The 14,489-nt window shown below is 65.7% G+C and carries 12 protein-coding genes; 6 read left to right on the top strand and 6 right to left on the bottom strand.

Annotation, left to right across the window (positions count from 1 at the left end; translation table 11 throughout):
- The first annotated feature begins 97 nt into the window (after positions 1 to 97).
- The 4 genes from WHH00_RS11380 to WHH00_RS11365 are packed head-to-tail and all read left to right on the top strand — an operon-like array spanning position 98 to position 4,072.
- Positions 98 to 1,867, top strand: a complete 1,770-nt coding sequence (locus WHH00_RS11380) for a CTP synthase (RefSeq protein ID WP_406632847.1) — start codon at positions 98 to 100, stop codon at positions 1,865 to 1,867.
- A gap of 23 nt (positions 1,868 to 1,890) precedes the next feature.
- Entirely contained in the window at positions 1,891 to 2,553 is a 663-nt protein-coding gene (locus WHH00_RS11375; RefSeq protein ID WP_231456497.1) for an NUDIX hydrolase, read from the top strand.
- Positions 2,553 to 3,590 (top strand): site-specific tyrosine recombinase XerD, encoded by a 1,038-nt coding sequence (xerD, locus tag WHH00_RS11370; protein WP_406632844.1) that lies wholly within the window; start codon positions 2,553 to 2,555, stop codon positions 3,588 to 3,590. The genes WHH00_RS11375 and xerD overlap by 1 nt, the downstream gene beginning before the upstream one ends.
- 2 nt (positions 3,591 to 3,592) lie before the next feature.
- Complete coding sequence (locus WHH00_RS11365; RefSeq protein WP_406632842.1) at positions 3,593 to 4,072, top strand: 8-oxo-dGTP diphosphatase; 480 nt, start codon at positions 3,593 to 3,595, stop codon at positions 4,070 to 4,072.
- 114 nt (positions 4,073 to 4,186) lie between these two features.
- On the opposite strand, the gene WHH00_RS11360 is transcribed toward WHH00_RS11365, so the two are convergent.
- From WHH00_RS11360 to WHH00_RS11345, 4 genes are read right to left on the bottom strand one after another with little or no spacing between them, the layout of a single operon-like run.
- Positions 4,187 to 5,326, bottom strand: coding sequence for a bifunctional 2-methylcitrate synthase/citrate synthase (locus WHH00_RS11360; RefSeq protein ID WP_406632840.1), 1,140 nt, complete (start codon positions 5,324 to 5,326; stop codon positions 4,187 to 4,189).
- 59 nt (positions 5,327 to 5,385) lie between these two features.
- Complete coding sequence (gene prpB, locus WHH00_RS11355; RefSeq protein WP_406632838.1) at positions 5,386 to 6,291, bottom strand: methylisocitrate lyase; 906 nt, start codon at positions 6,289 to 6,291, stop codon at positions 5,386 to 5,388.
- Complete coding sequence (locus tag WHH00_RS11350; RefSeq protein ID WP_406632836.1) at positions 6,292 to 7,812, bottom strand: MmgE/PrpD family protein; 1,521 nt, start codon at positions 7,810 to 7,812, stop codon at positions 6,292 to 6,294.
- Positions 7,805 to 8,464, bottom strand: coding sequence for a GntR family transcriptional regulator (locus WHH00_RS11345; RefSeq protein ID WP_406632834.1), 660 nt, complete (start codon positions 8,462 to 8,464; stop codon positions 7,805 to 7,807). The genes WHH00_RS11350 and WHH00_RS11345 overlap by 8 nt, the downstream gene beginning before the upstream one ends.
- 172 nt (positions 8,465 to 8,636) lie before the next feature.
- Here WHH00_RS11345 and WHH00_RS11340 point away from each other — a divergent pair, with 172 nt between their 5' ends.
- Positions 8,637 to 10,535, top strand: a complete 1,899-nt coding sequence (locus WHH00_RS11340; RefSeq protein ID WP_406632832.1) for an AMP-binding protein — start codon at positions 8,637 to 8,639, stop codon at positions 10,533 to 10,535.
- A gap of 37 nt (positions 10,536 to 10,572) precedes the next feature.
- Here WHH00_RS11340 and WHH00_RS11335 read toward each other — a convergent pair whose 3' ends face one another.
- On the bottom strand, positions 10,573 to 11,286 hold the full coding sequence (locus tag WHH00_RS11335; RefSeq protein WP_406632830.1) for a response regulator: 714 nt from the start codon (positions 11,284 to 11,286) through the stop codon (positions 10,573 to 10,575).
- Entirely contained in the window at positions 11,283 to 12,917 is a 1,635-nt protein-coding gene (locus tag WHH00_RS11330) for an ATP-binding protein (RefSeq protein WP_406632827.1), read from the bottom strand. The genes WHH00_RS11335 and WHH00_RS11330 overlap by 4 nt, the downstream gene beginning before the upstream one ends.
- Positions 12,918 to 13,121: 204 nt before the next feature.
- Here WHH00_RS11330 and WHH00_RS11325 point away from each other — a divergent pair, with 204 nt between their 5' ends.
- Entirely contained in the window at positions 13,122 to 14,474 is a 1,353-nt protein-coding gene (locus tag WHH00_RS11325; RefSeq protein WP_406632825.1) for a cation:dicarboxylate symporter family transporter, read from the top strand.
- Positions 14,475 to 14,489 lie beyond the last annotated feature (15 nt).

Below are 14,489 nucleotides of genomic sequence, written 5' to 3'. Positions count from 1 at the left end.
TGCCCGGCGTGCCGGCCGCCCCTTGATCGGCGGACGGCCGAAGGGCAGACTTGGACGTTTGGGGAACACTGCCGGCGATCCGTGGAAGGCTCAAATGATGATAAGCTCGAATTCCGTGGTGCAGCGATCAAATTCCCGTGTAAATTCCCGGTTCCCGGGTTCCTCCAAGACGACCAAACACATCTTCGTAACTGGTGGTGTGGCGTCCTCGCTCGGTAAGGGACTGACGGCATCAAGCCTCGGCCACCTGCTGCGCGCACGCGGCCTGTCTGTAACTATGCAGAAGCTCGATCCCTATCTGAACGTGGATCCGGGCACCATGAACCCCTTCCAGCACGGCGAAGTCTTCGTCACTGACGACGGCGCCGAGACCGACCTGGACATCGGGCACTACGAGCGCTTCCTCGACGAAAACCTTGAGGGCTCGGCCAACGTGACCACGGGGCAGGTGTACTCGACAGTCATCGCCAAGGAGCGCCGCGGCGAGTACCTCGGCGACACCGTCCAGGTCATCCCGCACATCACCGATGAGATCAAGCGCCGCATGCGCCTGCCGGCCGAGGGCAAGAATGCCCCCGACGTCATCATCACCGAAATCGGCGGCACCGTGGGTGACATCGAATCCCAGCCGTTCCTCGAGTCGGCCCGCCAGGTGCGTCAGGACATCGGCCGCACCAACGTGTTCTTCCTCCATGTCTCCCTGGTCCCGTACATCGGGCCGTCCCAGGAGCTGAAGACCAAGCCAACCCAGCACTCTGTCGCAGCCCTGCGGTCCATCGGTATCCAGCCCGAAGCGATCGTTATCCGCTCGGACCGCGAAGTACCCGAAGCCATGCGGGAAAAGATTGGTCGGATGTGCGACGTCGACATCGACGCCGTGGTTAACGCCGCCGACGCCCCCAGCATCTACGACATCCCCAAGACCCTCCACACGCAGGGCCTGGACTCGTACATCGTGCGCGCCCTGGACCTGCCCTTCAAGGACGTGGACTGGACCAGCTGGGACAAGCTGCTCGAGGCGGTGCACAACCCCAAGCATGAGGTTGAGATCGCACTGGTGGGCAAGTACATCGACCTGCCCGACGCCTACCTGTCAGTGACTGAGGCCCTGCGTGCAGGCGGCTTCGCCAACGACACCAAGGTCAAGATCCGTTGGGTCCCGTCGGACGAATGCGAAACCCGCGAGGGCGCCATTGCCGCGCTCGACGGCGTCGACGCCATCTGCGTGCCGGGCGGCTTTGGGATCCGGGGACTTGAGGGCAAGCTCGGCGCCCTGAAGTTCGCCCGCGAAACTAAACTCCCCGTCCTGGGCCTCTGCCTGGGCCTGCAGTGCATGGTCATCGAATACGCCCGCAACGTGGTGGGACTCGAAGGCGCTTCATCCAGCGAATTCGAGCCGGACTCCAAGTACCCGGTCATTGCCACCATGGAAGAGCAGCTCGAGTTCGTCGAAGGCCGCGGCGACCTGGGCGGCACCATGCGCCTGGGCCTCTACGAAGCAAAGCTTGATCCCGGATCGGTCATTGCCGAGACCTACGGCAAAACCACCGTCAGCGAACGCCACCGCCACCGCTACGAGGTCAACAACAAGTACCGCGACCAGATCGCAGCCAAAGGCCTGGTCTTCTCCGGCACGTCCCCGGACGGCAAGCTCGTTGAATTCGTCGAGCTGCCCGCGGACGTCCACCCGTACTACGTGGCCACCCAGGCGCACCCTGAGCTGAGCTCGCGTCCCACCCGGCCGCACCCGCTCTTCGCGGGCCTGGTCAAGGCAGCCCTGAACCACCAGAAGGGCTCCGACACGGCAGGCACCGCGGATGCCGGTGCAACCGAGGCCCTGCAGTCCGGTACGGTAGCCGCTAAGTAGTTCCAACAGAAAAGGACGGCGCGATGCCCGGTACACCTGAAACCACCCCTGCTGCGAAGCAGGTTTCGGATGCACCGAGCCCGCGCCGTCTTTTGTCTACCGAGAAGGTCTACGAAGGCCGGATCTGGGATGTGGTCAGCGACAGCTTCCAGCTGCAGGAAACCGGCGAGGCACTCACCCGCGACTACATCGACCACCCCGGTGCCGTGGCCGTCCTGCCCATGAACGCTGCCGGCGAGATCCTCCTCCTCAAGCAGTACCGCCATCCTGTGGGCATGGATCTCTGGGAGATCCCCGCCGGCCTGCTGGATATTGAGGGTGAGGACTTCGTGGTGGGGGCCGCCCGCGAACTGGCCGAGGAAGCAGACCTTGCCGCGGGTACCTGGAACGTCCTGGCGGACTTCTTCAACTCACCGGGATCCTCCAGCGAGGCCATCAGGATCTACCTTGCCCGGGACCTGCTCGACATACCCCACCACGAACGCCACGAGCGGACGGATGAGGAAGCCGAGATCGAGTTCCACTGGATCAGCCTGGACGACGCCGTGGACTCGGTACTGGCCGGAAGGCTCCACAACCCGTCCGCCGTCGTCGGAATCCTTGCAGCCGCCGCCGCGCGCGCCAGCGGATTTGAGGGGCTCCGTCCCGCGGACGCACCCTGGCCTGCGCACCCCAGCCAGCGCTGATGGTGCCCCCTCCCTCCGCAGAACTTGCCTCCGCAGGGCCGGCTGTCGCCGAGGCAGCCCCGGCCGGACCGGTCCGGGACGCCGCACCGGCCCCCGCCCCGCACACGGCGATTGACCGCGGCATCACAGACTACCTGCAGCACATGGGCGTGGAGCGCGGACTGGCGGCCAACACCCTGGCAGCCTACAAGCGGGATCTCGCCCGTTATGCCCGCTTTCTGTCAGCGGCCGGCTGCGTCCGCCCTGAGGACGTCACCCGCCACCACGTCACGGGGTACGTCCGTGCGCTGACAGACGGGTCCGACGGCGGCTCCACCCTGGGCGTCCGGTCCGCCGCCAGGACCGTGGTAGCCGTCCGCGGCCTCCACAAGTTCTGGGCGTTGGAAGGCTTTACGCCCACTGACCCCGCCAGCGAAGTCCACCCGCCCATGCCTGGCAAGCGGTTGCCGAAGGCCATCAGCGTGGACGAAGTCACGCGGATCCTCGAAGCCGCAGGAACGGACACGGCAACGGGGTTGCGCGACCGGGCCCTCCTTGAATTCCTGTACTCCACCGGAGCGCGGATCAGCGAGGCCGTTGGCCTGGATGTTGACGACATCTCACTGGATGGTGGGGCGTCCGGGCCAGCCATCGTGCGGCTCTTCGGCAAGGGTTCCAAAGAGCGGCTGGTGCCCCTGGGCTCCTATGGTGCAAGGGCGCTCGAAGCCTACCTGGTGCGGGGCCGGCCCCTGCTGGCAGCCAAGGGAAAGGGTACCCCGGCGCTGTTCCTCAACGCCCGCGGCGGCCGGATCAGCCGGCAGAGCGCCTGGACCATCCTGAAGGCGGCGGCCGAAAAGGCAAACATCACCAAGGACGTCTCACCCCACACGCTCCGGCATTCCTTTGCCACCCACCTGCTCGAGGGCGGTGCCGACGTCCGCGTGGTCCAGGAGCTCCTGGGCCATGCCTCGGTGACCACCACGCAGGTGTACACCCTGGTCACGGCCGACACCTTGCGGGAGATCTACGCCGCCGCGCATCCACGGGCACTGGGCTGAGCATGGCTGCTGCGGTTGCCCTCTGCTTCCTGCTTCGGGAGGTTGACGGTGTCTCCCAGGTCCTGCTGGGGCTGAAGAAGACGGGCTTTGGGCGCGGGAAGATCGTTGGCATCGGTGGACACGTGGAACCGGGCGAGAGCGACGCGGAAGCGGCAATCCGTGAGGTGCGGGAGGAAGCCGACGTCGGGCTCCGGCACGAGGACCTCCGGGATGCCGGAATCATCCGGTTCGTGTTCCCGGCCAGGCCGGAGTGGGACATGCACACGCGGTTGTTCACAGCCGTCCGCTGGGAAGGCGAACCCACGGAAAGCGCCGAGATCGCACCGGAGTGGTTTGATACCGCAACCCTGCCTGTGGACCGGATGTGGCAGGACGCGGACCATTGGCTGCCCGTGGTGCTGGAAGGCGGGAAGGTGAACATCGTTGTGACCATGGACAACGACAACGAAGCCGTCGCCTCCTCCGAAAGCCTGCTGTTCTAAGCCTTCAGGACCAGGACTCCAAAGAGGGAAGAACGACGGCGGCTCGGCCACCCTGGAAGGTGGCCGCGCCGCCGTGGGCCACTGGCCGTCGTCGTGCTTTCCGCAGGGGCGGGGTTACGCCAGGTGCCGTTCCTCCGGACCCACGTATTCGCTCAGCGGACGGATCAGGGAGTTCGAGTCCAGCTGCTCCATGATGTGCGCCGTCCAGCCCGTGATCCTGCTGGCGACGAACAGGGGAGTGAACGTCTCGGTGTCGAAGCCCATCAGGTGGTAGGTGGGTCCCGCCGGATAGTCGAGGTTGGGCTTGATGGCTTTTGCCTCGTCCATGGCGGTCTCGAGCCCCTGGTACAAGCCCAGGAGTTCCGGCCGGCCGTAGTGGGCGATCATCTTGTCCAGGGCCGCCTTCATGGTGGGGACCCGGGAGTCGCCGTGTTTGTACACCCGGTGACCAAAGCCCATCACCTTCTTTTTGTGGGCCAGGGCGTCCTCCATCCAGGCCTTGGCCCGCGCTGCCGCTTCTTCCAGCGATTCCTCCGGACGGATGCCGATCTCGTCGAAGGTGTGCATGACAGCCTCGTTTGCGCCGCCGTGCAGCGGGCCCTTCAGGGCGCCGATGGCGCCCGTGACCGCTGAGTGCAGGTCCGAGAGTGTGGAGGTGATCACCCGCGCCGTGAAGGTTGAGGCGTTAAAGCTGTGTTCGGCGTAAAGGATCATGGAAACGTTGAAGGCCTCCACCACTTCGGGGACCTGTTCCTCACCGAAGGCCATCCACAGAAAGTTGGCCGAGTAGCCCAGATCGTCACGGGGCTCAATGGCGGCTTGCCCGTGCCTGCGCCGCTGGTCATAGGCCACCACGGCCGGCATCGCTGCGAACAGATCCACAGCCTTTGCCATGTTGGCTTCCCGCGATGAATCCTCCGCCAGCGGATGCCTGGCACCCATGACCGAGGCCGCCGTCCGGCACACATCCATGGGGTGGGAGCTGGTGGGAAGGGCATCGATCACCTGCTTGACAACCGGGTCCAGGGCGCGCCCGGCCCGCTCCCGGGCGGTGAACTCAGCCAACTGCTCCGCGGTGGGCAGCTCCCCGTTCCAGAGCAGGTATGCGACTTCCTCAAAGCTGCACCGCGCCGCGAGCTCCTGGACCGGGTAGCCGCGATACAGCAGCGAGTTGGTGTCCGGGTTGACCTTCGAAACGGACGTGTAGTCCACTACGACCCCGGCGAGACCTTTTTTGATGTCCTGTTCAGCCATGCTGAAACTCCCTTGTTCCTGTCGCCTTTCGGATGCCGGCCGCGGCCGGCGGTGGTCCTTTAGTGCTTCCCGGGGACCTGGAAATTGAAGACCCCGGTGTCAAAACGGTTGTATGCCTCGTAGTCAACGAGGTCGTACAGCCGCGCACGGGTCAGCATGCTGCCAACCTGCGCCTCCTGCGTTCCCTCAGCCTTGATCGAGTCCAGCGTACGCTCAGCAGCGCCCATGGCACTACGGAGCAGGGTGACCGGATAAATCACCATGTTGACGCCCACTGCTGCCAGCTGGTCCACGGTGAAGAGGTCGCTCTTTCCGAATTCGGTCATGTTGGCCAGGATGGGCACGTCCACGGCGTCGCGGATGGCCTGGAACTCGCTGAGGTCCTTCATGGCTTCCGGGAAAATCGCGTCGGCGCCCGCCTCCACGAGTGCCTTTGCCCTGTCCTGGGCGGCCGCCAGTCCGTCCGTGGCGCGGATGTCGGTGCGGGCCATGATGAGGAAGTTCGGGTCCCGGCGGGCATCCGCAGCCGCCCGGATGCGCTTGGTGGCCGTTTCCAGGTCCACCACGTTCTTGCCGTCCAGGTGGCCGCAGCGCTTGGGGTTGAACTGGTCCTCGATGTGCAGCCCGGCCAGGCCGGCGTTCTCAAGTTCCTGCACGGTGCGCGCAACGTTCATCGGCTCGCCGAACCCGGTGTCTGCGTCCACGATGGAAGGCAGGTCCGTCATGCGGGCAATCTGCCCGGCCCGGGTGGCAACCTCGGTCAGCGTGGTCAGTCCAATGTCCGGGAGGCCGAGGTCGTTCGCCAGAACTGCTCCGGAGATGTAGACCCCCGCGAACCCCTTCTCCTCGATGAGCCGGGCGGAGAGGGGATTGAACGCGCCGGGGAACTGGGCGATGGTTCCGGATGCCAGGAGTTCGCGGAACCGGAGCCGCTTCTGCTCCGGGGTGGTCTTGGAGTACAGCATCTAGAACAGTCCCTTGGGTGCGGCGCCCAGGTCGATAACGCCGGGGGCGGCGGTGATGTTCAGCTGGTCCAGCTCGCCGGCAGCGAGTTCCGGGAGGCGTTCGACGGCGGCGAGGAACCTTTCGATTTCGGCCTCCTCTACGAGCCCGGCGGCGAGGGTGCGGAACTTGTTGACGTACTGCTCGCGGCCGAAGGGCCGGGCTCCGAGCGGGTGGGCGTCGGCAACCGCGTTGCTGTCCTTGATGACCGTGCCGTCCGTCAGGGTGATCTCCACGGAGCCGCCGAAGGCCTTCTCGGCAATGTCCAGGGAGTGGTAGCGGCGGGTCCACTCAGGGTCTTCCTCGGTGCTGACCTTCTGCCACAGGTCAACGGTGTCCGGCCGTGCGGCGCGTTCGGGGGAGTAGGAGTCCACGTGGTGCCAGGACCCGTCCTGCAAAGCCACAGTAAAGATGTACGGGATGGAGTGGTCCAGCGTTTCCCTTGAGGCGGTGGGGGAGTACTTCTGTGGATCGTTGGCGCCGGAGCCGATGACATAGTGCGTGTGGTGGCTGGTTTTGATCAGGACGGACTTCACGTTGGCCGGGTCCGTAGCCTCGGGATGCTCACGGTTCAGTTTCCGGGCCAGGTCGATCCAGGCCTGCGCCTGGTACTCCGCGGAGTGTTCCTTGGTGTAGGTGTCCAGGATGGCCCGCTTTGCTTCCCCGGCCTCCGGCAGCGGCACCAGGTACGAGGCGTCCGGGCCGTCCAGCATCCAGGCGATGACGCCGTCCTCACCCTCATAGATGGGCACCGGAGAGGTCTGTCCGCGCATGGCACGGTCTGCGGCCTCGACGGCCATCTTTCCGGCGAAGGCCGGTGCGTGCGCCTTCCAGGTGGAGATCTCGCCCTTGCGCGACTGCCTGGTCGCGGTGGTGGTGTGCAGGGCCTGGCCGACGGACTGGAAGATGGTTTCGACGTCGAGCCCCAGCAGGGTGCCGATGCCGGCGGCTGCCGACGGGCCGAGGTGGGCCACGTGGTCGATCTTGTGCTTGTGCAGGCAGATGGCCTTGACCAGGTTCACCTGGATTTCGTAGCCGGTGGTGATGCCGCGGATGAGGTCCTGTCCGCTGGAACCGGTGTGCTGGGCAACGGCCAGGATCGGCGGGATGTTGTCGCCCGGATGTGAGTAGTCGGCGGCCAGGAAAGTGTCGTGGTAGTCCAGTTCCCGCACGGCAACCCCGTTGGCCCACGCTGCCCATTCCGGTGACACGCGCTCGCCGATGCCGAAGACCTTGGCCCCTTGCCCGCCGGTGCTGGGGCCGTGGGCCAGGGCCTGGGCGCGGGCAGCCACGATCGGCGCCCGGTTCAGGGAAGCGATGGCCACGGACGCGTTGTCGATGACCCGATTGATCACCATGTCGGCCACCTCGGGCGTTACCGGGACGGGATCGGTGGCCACCCTGGCAATCTTGTAGGCGAGCTGCTCCTCGCGGGGCAGGTTTTCCTCGCTCTTGTAAACCCGGACGTGGTGTTCCTTAACCATGGTGCTCCTTGTGGTGGGGTGTGTGCGTGTTCTTGACGTGCGAAAGGCTTCGATGCAGGTGGAGGATGGTGGCGGCCTCGGCCAGCCGGGGATTGCGGGCGGCGATCGCTTCGGCGATGGCTGCGTGCTCGGCTGCCGCGGCCGTGAGCCGCTGGGCATCGTCGGCTGCGAGGCGGCGCACGCGCACCAGGTGCACACGCAGGCCCCGCATGGCCTGTGCCAGGTAAGAGTTGGAGACGGCGGCATCGATGGCGGCGTCGAGGCGCCCGGCAAGATCGTAGTAGGCGTGCCGGCCGGGGTCGCTGCTGTCAATAAGGGCCGGAGCTTCGAGGAGCTCCTTGTGGAGCTGCAGGAAAACGCCGGGGTCCCCGCGTTCGGCTGCCAGCGCTGCGGCTTTGCATTCGAGGGTTTCGCGCAGCTCGAAGAGTTCGTCGATGTCATCGAGTGAAACGTCGGTGACGACGACGCCGCGGCTGCCTGCCGTCGTCGTGAGCCCTTCGGCGGTAAGCCGGCTCAGCGCCTCCCGCAGCGGAGTGCGCGAAACGCCGAGGCGTTCGGACTGCTCCACTTCAGCAAGCACCGTGCCCGGGAGGAGGCGCCACTCGGTGATGTCGTCGCGTAGCGCGGCGTAGGCCCTGTCACTGGCGCGCATCGTTGCCTCCTTCGGTATCGAACCCACTCAGTGTATACAGAACTTCCCCTTATGCCAACGAAAACCTTGCTGGATGCATTTTTAGGCCGTCTGTGTATACAAAAGTCTTGTTTCGCCTTCGTGTTCCCCGCTAGCATGTCCCCTACACAACGTCGTGGATGGGAAGTGCTTCATGGTCACCAGCAGCTATCGGGACAGCTACGAACAAAGCCTCGGGCAGCCGGGCGAGTTTTGGCTCAATGCCGCCGCCAAGGTTTCCTGGTCGGTGCCGCCCCGGCGCGCCCTCAACTCAAGCCGGGCTCCGCTCTTCACCTGGTTCCCTGACGGCGTCCTCAATACCTCCTACAACGCCCTTGACCGCCACGTGGAAGCCGGCCGGGGGGACCATGACGCGCTGATCTACGATTCCGCCATGCTCGGCATCCGCCAGCGCTTCACCTACACGGAACTCACCCGGCTGGTGTCACGCTTTGCCGGCGCCCTCCGCAACCGCGGGGTGGGCAAGGGGGACCGCGTCGTGATTTACATGCCGATGATTCCCGAGGCTGCCATCGCCATGCTGGCAACAGCGCGCCTTGGAGCCGTCCATTCGGTGGTCTTCGGCGGGTTTGCCCCGAAGGAACTCGCAGCACGCATCCGCGACGCCGCTCCCGCCGTCGTGGTCACGGCTTCCGGAGGAATCGAACCGTCCCGCCGCATTGAGTACCTCCCCGCCGTCGGGGAAGCCCTTGAACTTGCTGGGGTACCGGACCTTCCCGTGATCGTCCGGGCACGTGACGGATTCGCCAACACGGCGGCGGACCGCGGCTGGCATGACTGGGAAACGGAAATGGCCGCTGCGGAACCTGCCGCCCCCGTGGACGTCGCGGCCACGGACCCGCTGTACATCCTCTACACCTCAGGCACCACCGGGACGCCCAAAGGCGTGGTGCGGGACAACGGCGGCCACGCCGTCGCGCTGGCCTGGACCATGGAAAACATCTACGACGCCGGTCCCGGGGACGTCATGTGGACCGCGTCGGATGTCGGCTGGGTGGTAGGGCACTCCTACATCGTCTACGGTCCCCTGCTTGCCGGTGCCACCACTGTCCTCTATGAGGGCAAGCCGGTTGGAACGCCCGATGCCGGCGCGTTTTGGCGGGTGATCCAGGAGCACGGGGTCAACATATTGTTCACCGCCCCCACAGCGCTGCGGGCCATCCGGAAGGCAGACCCCGGGGCGGACCTGCTGCGGAACTATGACGTCTCCAGCCTGCGCACGCTTTTCACGGCGGGGGAGCGGCTGGACACGGACACGTTCCACTGGGCCTCCCGGTCAGTGGGCGTTCCTGTGGTGGACCACTGGTGGCAGACGGAAACGGGCTGGGCCATCTGCGCCAATCCCCGCGGCCTGGAAGAACTGCCCATCAAGGCAGGTTCGCCCAGCGTGCCCATGCCGGGGTTCAGGCTCAGCATCGTGGACGGCCTTGGCGGGGAGGTGGCACCCGGCACGGAGGGGAACATCGTGCTCGGGCTGCCGCTGCCGCCCGGGACCCTGGCCACGCTCTGGGGCGACGACGAACGGTATATCTCCTCCTACCTGCAGGCTTTTGAGGGGTGCTACGCCACCGGCGACTCCGGCTACCGGGACGCGGACGGCTACGTGTTCGTCATGGGGCGGACCGATGACATCATCAATGTTGCCGGGCACCGGCTGTCAACGGGTGCCATGGAACAGGTCATCGGGCAGCATCCGGCCGTCGCCGAGTGCGCGGTGATCGGCCTGGCCGACCCCCTGAAAGGCCAGCGGCCCAGCGGCTACGTTGTGCTCAAGTCCGGGGTGGAGGTGTCCGGTGACATCCTGGCCAAGGACCTGGTGGCGATGGTCCGGCGGGACATCGGCGCTGTTGCGGACTTCAAGCACGTGACGGTTGTAGATGCCCTGCCCAAGACCCGGTCCGGGAAGATCCTCCGCAAGACCATGCGCCAGATTGCCGACGGCGAGGAGTACACAGTGCCATCCACAATCGAAGACGCAGGGGTGATTGACCAGCTGATCGGGGCCCTCCGTCGCGGCGGCAGCGGAAACTAGCAGCGGGCACTAGCGGCGGCTGGAGTCAGCAGCCGGGTCAGCGCCCGCTCCAGCGGTACTCGTTTTCCGGCCTGCCCGGTGTGCCGTAGCGGGCAGTCCTGGAGACCGTGCCGGCATCCGCCAGGTACTCGAGGTAGCGGCGCGCGGTGACACGGGACATGCCCAGGGCGTCCATGACTTCCGTGGCGGACACGGCGACGCTGTGTTGCCTGACAAACTCCTGCACCGAGCCCAGCGTGGATGCGGAGAGGCCTTTGGGCAGGGGCAGTTCCGACGGCGCCCGCAGGCTTGCGAAGGCCTGGTCCACTTCGCTTTGGGATGCTCCGGCTTTTCCCGAGCCGGCGTCCGGGCCTGTGAGCTGCTGCCGGAACTGCCGGTAGCTTTCCAGCTTGTCGGCGAACGTGGCGAACGTAAACGGCTTGATCAGGTATTGCACCACCCCGATGGCCACGGCGCTCCGCACGATGGCCAGCTCCCGGACAGCGGTGATGGCAATGATGTCCGCCAGGATTCCCGCAGCCCGCATCCGCCGTGCAATGTCCAGGCCGTGGAGGTCCGGCAGGTTCATGTCCAGAAGGACCAGCTCCACCGGGTTGCCCGCCGCAGAGAGCTCACCGAGCAGCCGGAGTGCGGACTGGCCGTCCGGTGCGCTTCCGGCAAGCTCAAAGCCCGGCAGCCGCCCAATGTAGGCTGCGTGCGCCGCCGATGCGATGGCCTCGTCCTCAACAACGAGGACCCGGATGTTGCTCACGGTGTGTGCTCCTTCTGCGGGGACGCTGCCGCGGGAAGGAATACTTCGAATTTCGCTCCGCGCCGTCCGTTAATGGTCAGGGTACCGCCCAGCCGCTGCACTGCCTGCCGGACCAGTGCCAGCCCGATGCCGCGGCCGCCGGGCCCGGAGGGCTTGGTGCTGAAGCCGTGCCGGAAGAGCCGATCCGCGGACTGGGCGTCCAGTGCGGCGCCGGAATCGTGGACGGCGATATCCAGTCCCTCCTCATCCGATTCCACGGTCAGCTCCACGCGCCGGGGCGGGGGACCGTCCGCAGCCGCATCGATGGCATTGTCCAGCAGGTTCCCCAGGATTGTCACCAGGTCCTGTACGGCTACTCCCGCCACCGTACCGGAACCCAGCGTGGCAACGTCCAGCTGGACCCCGCGTTCGTGGGCTTCGGCCACCTTGCCCATGACCAGTGCGCCAAGGACGGGTTCATCAACGGAACTGACCATGTCATCGGTCAGCTGCTGGCTCAGTTCCAGGTCCCGGGTGGCAAAATCCAGGGCTTCCTGCGTCCGGCCCAGCTCCAGGAGCGAGACCATGGTGTGGAGCCTGTTGGCGTGCTCGTGGGTCTGGGCGCGGAGGGCTCCGGACAGGGTCCGCATGGTTTCCAGTTCGTTGCCCAGTGCCTCAATTTCGGTACGGTCGCGCAGCGTTGCCACCGTGCCGTAGACGGGTGTCCTGCCCCGGGTTCCCGGAGAGCCTGGCGCCCTCGCCGGTCCCTGGTTGACCACCAGCACGCGGGAACCCGTAAGGATGATTTCGTCCTTGACGTGCCGTCCGGATTCGAACAGGTCCCGGAGTTCCTCCTCGAGCGGCAACTCTGCCAGCGACGGCGGCATGGTGGGGTCCTTGCTGCCGGCCCCTTCGAGGCCCAGCAGTTCCGCCGCCTGGTCGTTGTACATCACCACACGGCCCTTCGTGTCGATGAGGATCAGGCCTTCGCGCACCGAGTGCAGGACGGATTCGTAGTAGGCAAACAGCTGCGAGAGCTGCTCCGGCCCCCAGCCACGGGTCACGCGGCGGAGGTACCGGCCCAGAAACCAGGATGCCAGTGAACCTCCCACCAGCAGGGCGAGGCCAATCGACAGCAGGGCGGGCAGGCGTCCGGCAAAGGCTACATCCACCGTACGGACCGTAACGCCCACTGCCACCAGTGCCTTCACTTCACCCGCCTGGTCCTTGACGGGGACAATGGTCCGCACCGACGGGCCCAACGTCCCCGCCGTCACTTCGGTAAGCCGCCCGCCCTGCAGCGCAGCGTCGATGGAGCCGATGTAAGGCCGGCCGATTTCCTCGTCCCGCGGATGCGTCCACCGGGTCCGGTCCGGAGCCATGATTGTGACGAAGTCGACGTCGGCCTCTGCCATGACGTCCCTGGCGTAGGGCTGGAGCGTCCCCGTCGGGTCCGGGCTGGAGGCCGCGTCCAGCACCAGGGGGCTGGCCGCGATGGCCGCGGCTATCCCCGCCATCCGTTCGCCGGCCTCATCATAGGTACGGTCCCGGGCATCTACGAACGTCGCCGAACCGACGATGGCGATAAACACCACCACGATCAGCAGGTTCGCCACGAAAAGCCGGCGGGCGATGCTCCAGGGGTGGATCATGTGTACCTCCCGACGCCCTTTCCGGCCGCCATCCTTAGGAAATCCAGTGCGCCACGACCAATATGAACGGCGCCGCGACCAATATGAACGCAACGGTGAGCTGGGTCACGGCGTACCCAATGATGGATATCACACCGGAGGACGCGTAGAGCCCAGAGAATGTGCCGCAGCGTCTATCAGATTATCCATATAAGGAGACACATCATGGCTTCTCAACGAGGAGAGTCGCTTGACACCGTGAAGACGCGGCGCAAGGGCATCGACAAATCGCACTACCTCTACATTGCCGTCATCGCCGCCGTTATCCTCGGCGCCGTGGTGGGCCTGATGTTCCCCGAGGTGGGCAAGTCCCTCAAGCCGCTCGGCGATGGATTCATCAAGCTCATCAAGATGATGATTGCGCCCATCATCTTCTGCACCATCGTCCTGGGCATCGGCTCCATCGCCAAGGCCGCCACGGTGGGCAAGGTCGGTGGACTGGCCCTGGGCTACTTCGTGCTGATGTCAACCTTCGCGCTCGCCATCGGTCTGGTGGTCGGCAACATGATCCACCCGGGCGAAGGCCTGAAGCTGGCACCGTACGATCCCTCCAAGAAGGCAGAAGTCGACAGCACCGTTGCCTTCCTCCTCGGTATAATCCCGGGTGATATTCCGGTCCTTCCCACGCTCTTTGCAGCCCTCCTCGTAGGTTTCGCCCTCCAGAAGATGGGCCCGCAGGGTGCACCCGTACTCAAGGCCATCGGCCACGGCCAGGCACTTGTCTTCCGCATCCTCATCATGATCATGTGGCTTGCCCCCGTGGGTGCCTTCGGTGCCATCGCCGCCGTCGTGGGAGCCACCGGCTTCCAGGCCATCGTCAGCATGTTCACCCTGATGGCGGCCTTCTACATCACCTGCGCACTGTTCATCGTCATCATCCTCGGCGGACTGCTGAAAATCGTGACCGGCGTCAACATCTTCAAGCTCATGAAGTACCTGGGCCGCGAATACCTGCTGATCTTCTCCACGTCCTCCTCCGAAGCCGCGCTGCCCCGCCTGATCGCAAAGATGGAGCACCTCGGCGTTTCCAAGCCGGTGGTAGGCGTCACCGTTCCCACGGGCTACTCCTTCAACCTGGACGGCACAGCCATCTACCTGACCATGGCTTCCCTGTTCGTCGCCAACGCCATGGGAACCCCGCTTGACCTGGGAGCCCAGGTTTCGCTTCTGGTCTTCATGATCATCGCCTCCAAGGGCGCCGCCGGCGTCACCGGCGCCGGCCTGGCCACCCTCGCTGCCGGCCTGCAGGCCCACAAGCCGGAACTGCTCGGCGGCGTCGGCATGATCGTCGGAATCGACCGCTTCATGTCCGAGGCCCGCGCCCTGACCAACTTCACCGGCAACGCCGTGGCCACCGTGCTGATCGGCACCTGGGTGAAGGAGATCGAACGGGGCCAGGTTGACCAGGTGCTCTCCGGCAAGCTGCCCTTCGACGAGCAGACCATGATCGCAGGCCACGGCCACACCGAGCACGCAGCTCCGGAAACCGAAGCTCCGCGCGTTCCGGCCGCCGTCTAGGCCCCAGCCCGCAAC

The sequence above is a fragment of the Pseudarthrobacter quantipunctorum genome (genome assembly GCF_045291495.1).
In the GTDB taxonomy this organism is placed as follows: Bacteria; Actinomycetota; Actinomycetes; order Actinomycetales; family Micrococcaceae; genus Arthrobacter; species Arthrobacter quantipunctorum.
Note: the sequence above shows the minus strand (reverse complement) of the source record. Positions and strands in the feature narration are given on the sequence as shown.